The organism is Methylobacterium cerastii, from assembly GCF_022179125.1.
GTDB classification, from domain to species: domain Bacteria; phylum Pseudomonadota; class Alphaproteobacteria; order Rhizobiales; family Beijerinckiaceae; genus Methylobacterium; species Methylobacterium cerastii.
Genome location: NZ_BPQG01000005.1, coordinates 37,591 through 45,295, shown reverse-complemented (window position 1 = coordinate 45,295; position 7,705 = coordinate 37,591). Strand labels below are relative to the sequence as shown.

Annotated in this window: 8 protein-coding genes; 1 reads left to right on the top strand and 7 read right to left on the bottom strand. The window is 66.4% G+C overall.

What is annotated here, in order from left to right:
• Positions 1–520: 520 nt before the first annotated feature.
• The 6 genes from MFF13_RS02065 to MFF13_RS02040 form a co-directional block, all read right to left on the bottom strand.
• Positions 521–1,573, bottom strand: a complete 1,053-nt coding sequence (locus MFF13_RS02065; RefSeq protein WP_283205805.1) for an NAD(P)H-dependent flavin oxidoreductase — start codon at positions 1,571–1,573, stop codon at positions 521–523.
• 80 nt (positions 1,574–1,653) lie between these two features.
• On the bottom strand, positions 1,654–1,995 hold the full coding sequence (locus tag MFF13_RS02060) for a hypothetical protein (protein ID WP_238270489.1): 342 nt from the start codon (positions 1,993–1,995) through the stop codon (positions 1,654–1,656).
• Between the two features lie 189 nt (positions 1,996–2,184).
• Positions 2,185–3,807, bottom strand: a complete 1,623-nt coding sequence (gene actP, locus MFF13_RS02055; protein ID WP_238270481.1) for a cation/acetate symporter ActP — start codon at positions 3,805–3,807, stop codon at positions 2,185–2,187.
• Positions 3,808–3,812: 5 nt separating this feature from the next.
• A complete protein-coding gene (locus tag MFF13_RS02050; RefSeq protein WP_238270470.1) occupies positions 3,813–4,055 on the bottom strand; it encodes a DUF485 domain-containing protein in 243 nt (80 codons plus the stop codon).
• Between the two features lie 175 nt (positions 4,056–4,230).
• Complete coding sequence (locus tag MFF13_RS02045) at positions 4,231–4,620, bottom strand: tautomerase family protein (protein WP_238270449.1); 390 nt, start codon at positions 4,618–4,620, stop codon at positions 4,231–4,233.
• A gap of 26 nt (positions 4,621–4,646) precedes the next feature.
• Positions 4,647–5,630 carry an NAD(P)H-dependent flavin oxidoreductase gene (locus MFF13_RS02040; protein WP_238270512.1) on the bottom strand — a complete coding sequence of 328 codons (984 nt, stop codon included), beginning with the start codon at positions 5,628–5,630 and terminating at the stop codon, positions 4,647–4,649.
• A 122-nt stretch (positions 5,631–5,752) separates the two neighbouring features.
• On the opposite strand from MFF13_RS02040, the gene MFF13_RS02035 reads away from it, so the two are divergent.
• Positions 5,753–6,694, top strand: coding sequence for a LysR family transcriptional regulator (locus MFF13_RS02035; protein WP_238270434.1), 942 nt, complete (start codon positions 5,753–5,755; stop codon positions 6,692–6,694).
• Here MFF13_RS02035 and MFF13_RS02030 read toward each other — a convergent pair.
• Entirely contained in the window at positions 6,660–7,589 is a 930-nt protein-coding gene (locus MFF13_RS02030) for a LysR family transcriptional regulator (RefSeq protein WP_238270510.1), read from the bottom strand. The genes MFF13_RS02035 and MFF13_RS02030 overlap by 35 nt on opposite strands.
• Positions 7,590–7,705: the final 116 nt, after the last annotated feature.

The window sequence follows — 7,705 nt, the reverse complement described above, 5'->3', positions numbered from 1 at the left end:
GGCGAGGACAGCCTGGACGAAACCGAACAGCATTAGGCTCGCGATGAGCAGAACACGCATGACAAGGTCGGACCGCCGAAGACACACTTCTCAGGGCTGAGCTCATATCACGCCGCGACGGAATGGTTCGAGATCGTCGACGCGATGTCGACCTAGCGGCGGTACACACGGTGGAACATGGTCCCGTTTGCTGTTTCGAGGTCAGCTTGGATGAGCAACAGCGGCAAGGTGGATCGACGGCGCAACGTCTGCTCCGGGGTAAAAGGTTCAGGTCCGCTTGCCACCCATCCCAGTCGTAGAGCGGACGGACGGGTCCCGACCCAACATAGTCGTTCGGCCGGACGCTTTCGTCGCCCGTAAGCGGACATAAGCCTTCCTACTTGAAATCCGTGATGGCGCTGACGAGCGCCTTGGCGTTCTCCTCCGGCACCCAATAGTTGGCCCGTTCGATGGTCCGGAAGGTCACATCCTTACCCGACCGGCTTCTCCCTGATTGAAGAGCGACGAAGCGGCATCTCAGCTACGGACAAGACCCGCGGACCTCCTGAACGAGCTTTGCGATGAGCTCCGCCGCCGGCAGTTCACGAGCGAGAGGCGCCCCTTGTCCAGCCCATTGCGCAGCGGCGGCATCGCTCCCACGCCCCGCCGCGGCCGCGTGCAAAGATTTCGCAGCATCGTACGCGACCGGATAATCGCAAGCCGGCGGACAGCCGGGGGCGATGCCGTGCAGGATCAAGCGATTGGCCAGGCCACGTGCCGGACGACCGGAAATCGCCGTGGTCAGGCGGGTGTCATAGGCTCGGTGACTTCGGAGCGCAGCGCGGTAGGCATCGTTGGCCGCGCTTTCCGGGCAAAGGATGAACGCCGTGCCCAATTGTGCGCCGGCAGCGCCGAGTTCGAGCGCGGCGCGGATACCCCGCCCGTCCATGATCCCACCGGCGGCGAGGATCGGCAGGCTTGTCCGTCGCGCCAGCAAGCTGACGAGTACGGACGTGCTCAAGCCCGGATCATGGGCTTCGGTGTCGAACATGCCGCGATGCCCACCGGCCTCGATGCCCTGGGCGATGACGACGTCGATGCCGGCGGCCTCGATACGTGCCGCCTCGTCGGGATTCGTCGCGCTGGCCATGGTCTTGATGCCGGCCTCGCGAAAGGCGGCCAAGCTTTTGGCCCTTGGAAGCCCGAAATGGAAGCTCACCACCGCCGGTCGCGTCTCCAGCAGCAACTCAAGGGCCTCGTCGTCGTCGAGATGGCTCTTGTAGATCTCGTTGAGGGTCTCCGGCACGGGCGCACCGAACTCCGTGAACAGAGGCGCCAGATGCGCCAGCCAAGCGGCCTCGCGCGCTGTGTCGCGCCGGGCGGACGGATGGCAGAAGACGTTGACGTTGAATGGCCGGTCGGTCCGGGCCCGCGTTCCCTCGATCATCCCGCGAGCCTGCTCCGCCGTGCTCGCACCGATGCCGATGGAGCCCAACCCCCCGGCGTTAGAGACGGCCGCCGCCAGCTCCGGGGTGGAGACGCCTGCCATCGGCGCCTGCACGATGGGGTGCTTGAGCCCGAGCAGATCGGTCAAGCGCACCGTTCGAGACATGATGTTCAACCCTTCCATCGACGTGACCGCCCATCCGGAGGTCAATCACCGCTCGGGTCCCGTCACTTCCGTCCCGAAGACAGGTAGGTCGGGTCCACGAACGTCACTTCGGCCGGGCTGAACGTACGCATCGTTCGCGGCACGACAATGAGACCCCAAAGCTCGCCGGCAACGCCGGGATCGAGCGAACCGAACCCTACGATGATCTCGGCCCAGTCCGCCGCGTCGCCGGATACCGATACGTCCGTGCGCAGATGTTCGATCAGACGCGGGGCGGAGCCTTCGCCCGGAAGCGCCCCGGCATCATGGGCGACCTTGTCCTCGTCGAGCGCGGAGATGATCTCGCGGACCCGCGCCTCGACGCTTTTCGCGATGGCCCGCCTGGCGAACAGCTTGAAGGTCATGCTCGCATCCCTGTAGTGGCCTCATGGTGGTGCAGGCGACCGCGTGGGCCGGCCTATAGTCGCCGCGCCCGCCGGGGAAAAATGGTTCCTGCAGACCCCCCTCATCGGAAATACCGATGCCTTCGGCATGAAGCCGTACCGGCCACGGTGGGGACCGCGGCCGGTACGTGAAGGGGGTGGATCGTCGGATCAGGCGGCCTGTTGCTGCAGGTCGAATCGCTCGCGGTCGTTGGCGGCCTGGGCGCTCCGGTCGAGACGGGAGACCAGCCAGCAGGTCGCGAACGCCAGCGGCAGGGTCACCAGCGTCGGTGGGTCCATGGCGAACAACGGCGCCGGGTTGCCCAGCACCTTCACCCAGACCGCCGGTCCGACCAGGGTCAGTCCAAGGGCGCTCAGGAGGCCGACGGTGCCGCCGACCACGGCACCCGTCGTGGTGAGCCCGCGCCAGTAGAGCGCCAGCAGCAGCACCGGGAACGTCGAGGAGCAGGCCACCGCGAACGCGAGGCTGACCATGTAGGCGACGTTCTGCCCCTTGAAGGCTATGCCGAGGCCGATGGCGACCAGGCCGAGCACGAAGGTCGCGATGCGCGAGATGCGCAACTCGCTCTTCTCGTCGAGGCGTCCCCGGCGGATGACGCCGGCATAGAGGTCATGGCTGACCGCCGAGGCGCCGGCAAGCGTCAGGCCGGAGACGACCGCCAGGATGGTTGCGAACGCGACCGCCGAGATGAATCCCATCATCGCATCGCCGCCCACCGCATGGCTGAGGTGGATCGCCGCCATGTTGCCGCCGCCGCGCAGCGCACCGCCCACGCCGATGTAGGCCGGATTACCGGCGGTCATGACGAGCGCGCCGAAACCGAGGACGAACACCAGGGCATAGAAGTAGTTCATGAACGTCGCCGCCCAGAACACCGACACGCGCGCCGCCCGGGCATCCGGCACGGTGAAGAAGCGCATCAGGATATGCGGCAAACCCGCCGTCCCGAACATCAGCGCCAGACCCAGGGACAGGGCCGAGAGCGGATCCTTGGGTGCGGCCTGCGGGGCCAGGATCGCAGTGCCCTTGGGATGCACCGCTGCGGCCTGCGCCAGCAGCGCCCCGAAGTCGAAGCGATAGGTCACAAGCACCAGCAACACGATCAGCGTCGCGCCGGCCATCAGCAGGCCGGCCTTGATGATCTGTACCCAGGTGGTTGCGACCATGCCGCCGAACATGACGTAGCAGACCATCAGCACGCCGACGAGGAACTCCGCGTAAAGATAGTCCAGGCCGAACAGCAACTGGATCAACTGCCCGGCGCCGACCATCTGGGCGATCAGGTAGAAGGCCACCACGACGAGCGAGGCGCAGGCCGCGAAGATCCGGATCGGGCGTTCGCTGAGCCGCGAACAGACCACGTCCGTGAAGGTGTAGCGTCCGAGCTTGCGCAGGCGCTCGGCCAGCAGGAACACCACGATGGGCATGCCGGTGGTGTAACCGATGGCGTAGATCAGCCCATCGAAGCCGGAGGTGAACACCAAGGCCGTGAGCCCGAGGAAGGCGCCGGCCGACATCGCGTCGCCGGCGATGGCAAGGCCGTTCTGGAATCCGGTGATGTTCCCGCCCGCCGCGTAGAAGTCGTCGGTCGACTTGGTGCGCTGGGCGGCCTTCCACGTGATCCAAAGCGTCAACAGGACGAAGCAAAGAAAGAGACTGATTGCCGTCAGGTTGAGGCTGGAGGTCTCGGCTGCCGCCGCGAACGCCGGCGTGGCGAGCGGGAGGGCCACGACGGTGAGGGCGGCGCGGGCCGCGTGTCGATGCATGGGCATGGCGCTCACTTCCCCGACAGGCGCGCGTCGGCGCGGTTGACGGCCAGCACGTAGATGCCCGTCAGCACGACGCCGAGGACGATGACGAACAAGCCATAGGCGAACGCCCAGTTGACGGTTCCGCCCGATAGGACGGGCTTGGCCAGCACGGCCGGCGCGAACGCCCCCATCGCCACGAACCCGAAATAGGCCACCATGAGGATGATGGTAAGGATCACCCCGAGACTGACGTCCTGCGTGTCAGGCACACGCAGGGATGGCTTGTATAGCTCCATGATGTTCTGCCCCCGATGATCTGATGATGTGGATCGCTAAGGCACATCACGTGCCAACTGCTATTCAATACATGTTTTTACAGCTTCTTATTACTTGGTCATAAGCCCTGTGGGCCATGAGAAATCCGATTGGAACTTCCGGGCAGCGTTAGAGCTCGCCGGTGAGGAACTGCGCGCGTCCGTGTCCGAACGACCAGTCGTCATCCGTGTTGGTGACCATCGAGACCACCACGTCGGTGGCCGGGATCCCGCACTTCTCCTGCAAGCGCCCACAGAGAAGCCGATAGAAGGCTTCCTTCATCTCCCGGCTTCGGGGCCGGGTCGTCACCTGCAGGACCACGCACTTGTCCGTCCGCGGGATGCCGAGGCCCGTGTCCTCGACGATCAGGTGCTTAGGCGGGTGCTCGTGCACGATCTGGTAGCGGTCGCCGGGCGGCACCTGGAAAGCCTCCAGCATCGCCTCATGGGTCGCGTCGAGCAGCGTCTGGATCTCGGCGGGGCTGCGGCCCTCGACCAGGTCAAAGCGGAGAAGGGGCATGTGTCACCTCGTTGTGTTGAAAGGAATCAGGCGGCGCTCAAGGTACGGGAGACCGACGCCAACTGCGCCGCGGTCTCGGCGACGAGGCGCTCGACCAGGGCCCCCGCCGGCGGCAGGTCCCTGACGAGCCCGATTGCCTCGCCGACGGTCACGTTCGAGACGTCGTGGTCACCGCTGCGGTCCGCAGCCTCGACCTTCTCGCGCTCCTCGGCCGCCAGGCCGCGCAGCTCGTCCTCGCGGCCGTGCCAGGTCTCGATGAACCGGTTGCGCATCAGGCGGCCGGTGTACGCGGCCGGCCAGGCGCGATTGCGCACGATGTCATAGACCGACGTCCGCACGGTCTCGTCGCCTGTCGCCGCGAGGACACGCGCCTTGGCGGAGGGGTGGATCAAGGCTTCCTGCGTGGCCCAGAACCGGGTGCCGAGCAGCGCGCCGTCCGCCCCGAGCATCAGCGCCGCGGCGATGCCGCGCCCGTCGGCGATGCCGCCGGCGGCCAGCACGAGGACCTCCGGGCGCTCGCGTGCAACCATGTCGACCACGCTGGGGACGAGGGTGATGGTGCCCCGGGTCGTCAGGCCGTGACCGCCTGCGTCGGTACCCTGGGCCACCAGGACGTCGGCGCCGGCATCGAGCGCACGACGGGCATGCTCAAGGCTGTGCACTTGGCAGATCAGCGGGACGCCAGCCGCACGGACCTTCTCGGCGAACGGGGCGGGATCGGCGAATGACAGCATCATCGCCGCGGGCTTGTGCGCCAGTGCCATGTCCAGCAGCACCGGATCGTTCGCCATCGACCAGGTGATGAACCCGCAACCGACGCGTTGATTGCCCGCCTTGGCGAACTCGCTCTCCAAAAGCTCGCGGTTGCCGTAGCCGCAGCCGATGAGACCGAGACCGCCGGCGGCGCTGACCGCGGCGGCCAGGGCACCTCCCGAAGCCGGGTCCATGGGCGCGAGGACGATGGGATGACGGATACCGAACGCCTCGGTCAGACGGGTTCGCATTGCCATGATTGCCCCCAGGGCCCGTCGGTCCGATTTGCCGACTCGGTGCTGGGAAGAATTATGTAGCCGCACGAGGAATTCAGGAATAATGATTCCTTCAGATGACACCCATCACGGATTGAGATGTCATGAATAGTGCAGACCTGATGTTTTTCGCGGCTGTCGCCGAGGCGGGCGGGATCGGTCGGGCCGCGGTCGTTCTCAACACGGTGCAATCCAACGTCACCGGTCGCATCCGGGCACTGGAGCAGGCCCTGCACACTCCCCTGTTCTATCGCGGCACGCGGGGCGTCACGCTGACGAGGGCCGGCGAGCGGCTGCTTCCCTACGCCACCCAGGTGGCACGTCTGCTGGCCGACGCCGAGCAGGCCGTCCTGTCCGACGAGACCCCACGCGGGACGCTGCGCCTCGGTTCGATGGAAACAACTGCGGCGCTCCGGCTGCCCCGGCTGCTGACGGCCTATACCGGCAAGTATCCCGAGGTGGACATCGAGTTGGAGCTCGGGCCGACCAAGGCGCTGATCGGCGCGGTTTTGGATCGAAGGATCGAGGCAGCGTTCGTCTCCGGGCCGATCAGTCAGGACGACCTCACGACCGTCCCGGTGTTCGAGGAGGAACTGGTGCTCGTCGCGGGCACGAAGCTCAGGAGCCACGACGAGGTCGTGGCGATGCTGGCGAGCAAGCAGGAAGCGCGCGTGCTGGTGTTCAAGACCGGTTGCTCCTACCGCTTGCGGCTGGAGTCCTTCCTCGGCGCCCAGGGTCTGGTGCACGTTCGCCGGATGGAGTTCGGCACCCTGGACGGGATCATCGGCTGCGTCGAGGCCGGCATGGGCATCTCGTTGCTGCCACGGGTCGTCGCCGAACCAATGCAGCGCAACGGCCGGGTCTCGATCCATTCCCTTCCGGACGGCGCGGGCTTCACGCAGACGTTGATCGTCCATCGCCGGGACAGTCTGCTCACCGCCGCGTTCGAGCGCTTCCTCGATTGCACCTACGAGTCCTTTGATCTCTTGCCCAAGGACGCCTTCGAACTCGCTACGGCCCGGAACGGCCTTCAGGCCGCGGAATAGCCCCTGCTCCCCGGGGCAGGAAACGTCCCCTCTCCTCGCGGACACACTGCGTGATGAATTCGCGGCAGGCCGCGACGCGGCGGACCTCATGGCTGTCGGGGTGCGAGAGCAGCCAATAGGTTCGCTGGAAGACGATGGCCGGCAGCACGCGGACAAGGTCCGGGCAGTCGGCCACGGCGAAGTCGTGGAGGATGCCGATCCCGGCCCCGGCGCGAACCGCCTCCAACTGACCGATGGCACCCGCGCACCGGAACACGCTTCGGACCCGACCCTGCAGGAAAGCCATGTAGTCGAGGGCCGACGCATAGGCGTAGTCGTCCACGCCGATGACCCCGGCGTGGTTGGACAGGTCATCCTCGCTCGCCACCGGCCCGGCACGCCGGAGGTAGGCCGGCGCCGCGTAGAGACCGAGCGTGTAATCCGTGAGCTTCGAAATGGTCAGGCGCCCGTGCGTCGGACGGTCGAGGCCGATGGCGAGATCGGCCTCGCGTCTTGAGAGCGAGAACGAACGGGGCAACGGGACGAGCTCGATGACCAGGTTCGTATAGCGCGTCGCCAACAGGCCGAGCTCACGCGCCAGGAACAGGTTGCCCAGGCCGTCCGGCACGCCGATGCGAACGGTCCCGCTCGGTTCGGCCTCCGTCGCGCTCAGCCGTGCCAGGGCCGCCAGGATCTCCGCCTCGACCCGTTCGGCCGTGGGCACCAGGTGCTCGCCGGCATCGGTCAGCGCCGAACCATTGGGTCGACGATGAAACAGGGGGGTGCCGAGCGTGGCTTCCAAGGCCTCGATGCGGCGTGCCACCGTGGCGTGGTTGAGGCCGAGCTTGCGGCTGGCTTCCAGCATCTGACCTTGCCGGGCGACCGCGAGGAAGACCTGAAGATGGTCCCAGTTCAAGGACATGAATTTTCGCACATCGGTTCGGCGGACAAGGTCATTGAACAGCAAAAAACCAAGGGCGAGAAGGGGCCGACCAAAACAGGCGACGACGCGCGTCGCCGGTACCGGGAGGA

What these genes read in the sequence shown, in the direction of transcription:
- MFF13_RS02060 (WP_238270489.1), bottom strand. Translation starts at nt 1,995, where the DNA reads ATGACCTTCAAGCTGTTCGCCAGGCGGGCCATCGCGAAAAGCGTCGAG.
- actP (WP_238270481.1), bottom strand. Translation starts at nt 3,807, where the DNA reads ATGCCCATGCATCGACACGCGGCCCGCGCCGCCCTCACCGTCGTGGCC.
- MFF13_RS02045 (WP_238270449.1), bottom strand. Translation starts at nt 4,620, where the DNA reads ATGCCCCTTCTCCGCTTTGACCTGGTCGAGGGCCGCAGCCCCGCCGAG.
- MFF13_RS02040 (WP_238270512.1), bottom strand. Translation starts at nt 5,630, where the DNA reads ATGGCAATGCGAACCCGTCTGACCGAGGCGTTCGGTATCCGTCATCCC.
- MFF13_RS02035 (WP_238270434.1), top strand. Translation starts at nt 5,753, where the DNA reads ATGAATAGTGCAGACCTGATGTTTTTCGCGGCTGTCGCCGAGGCGGGC.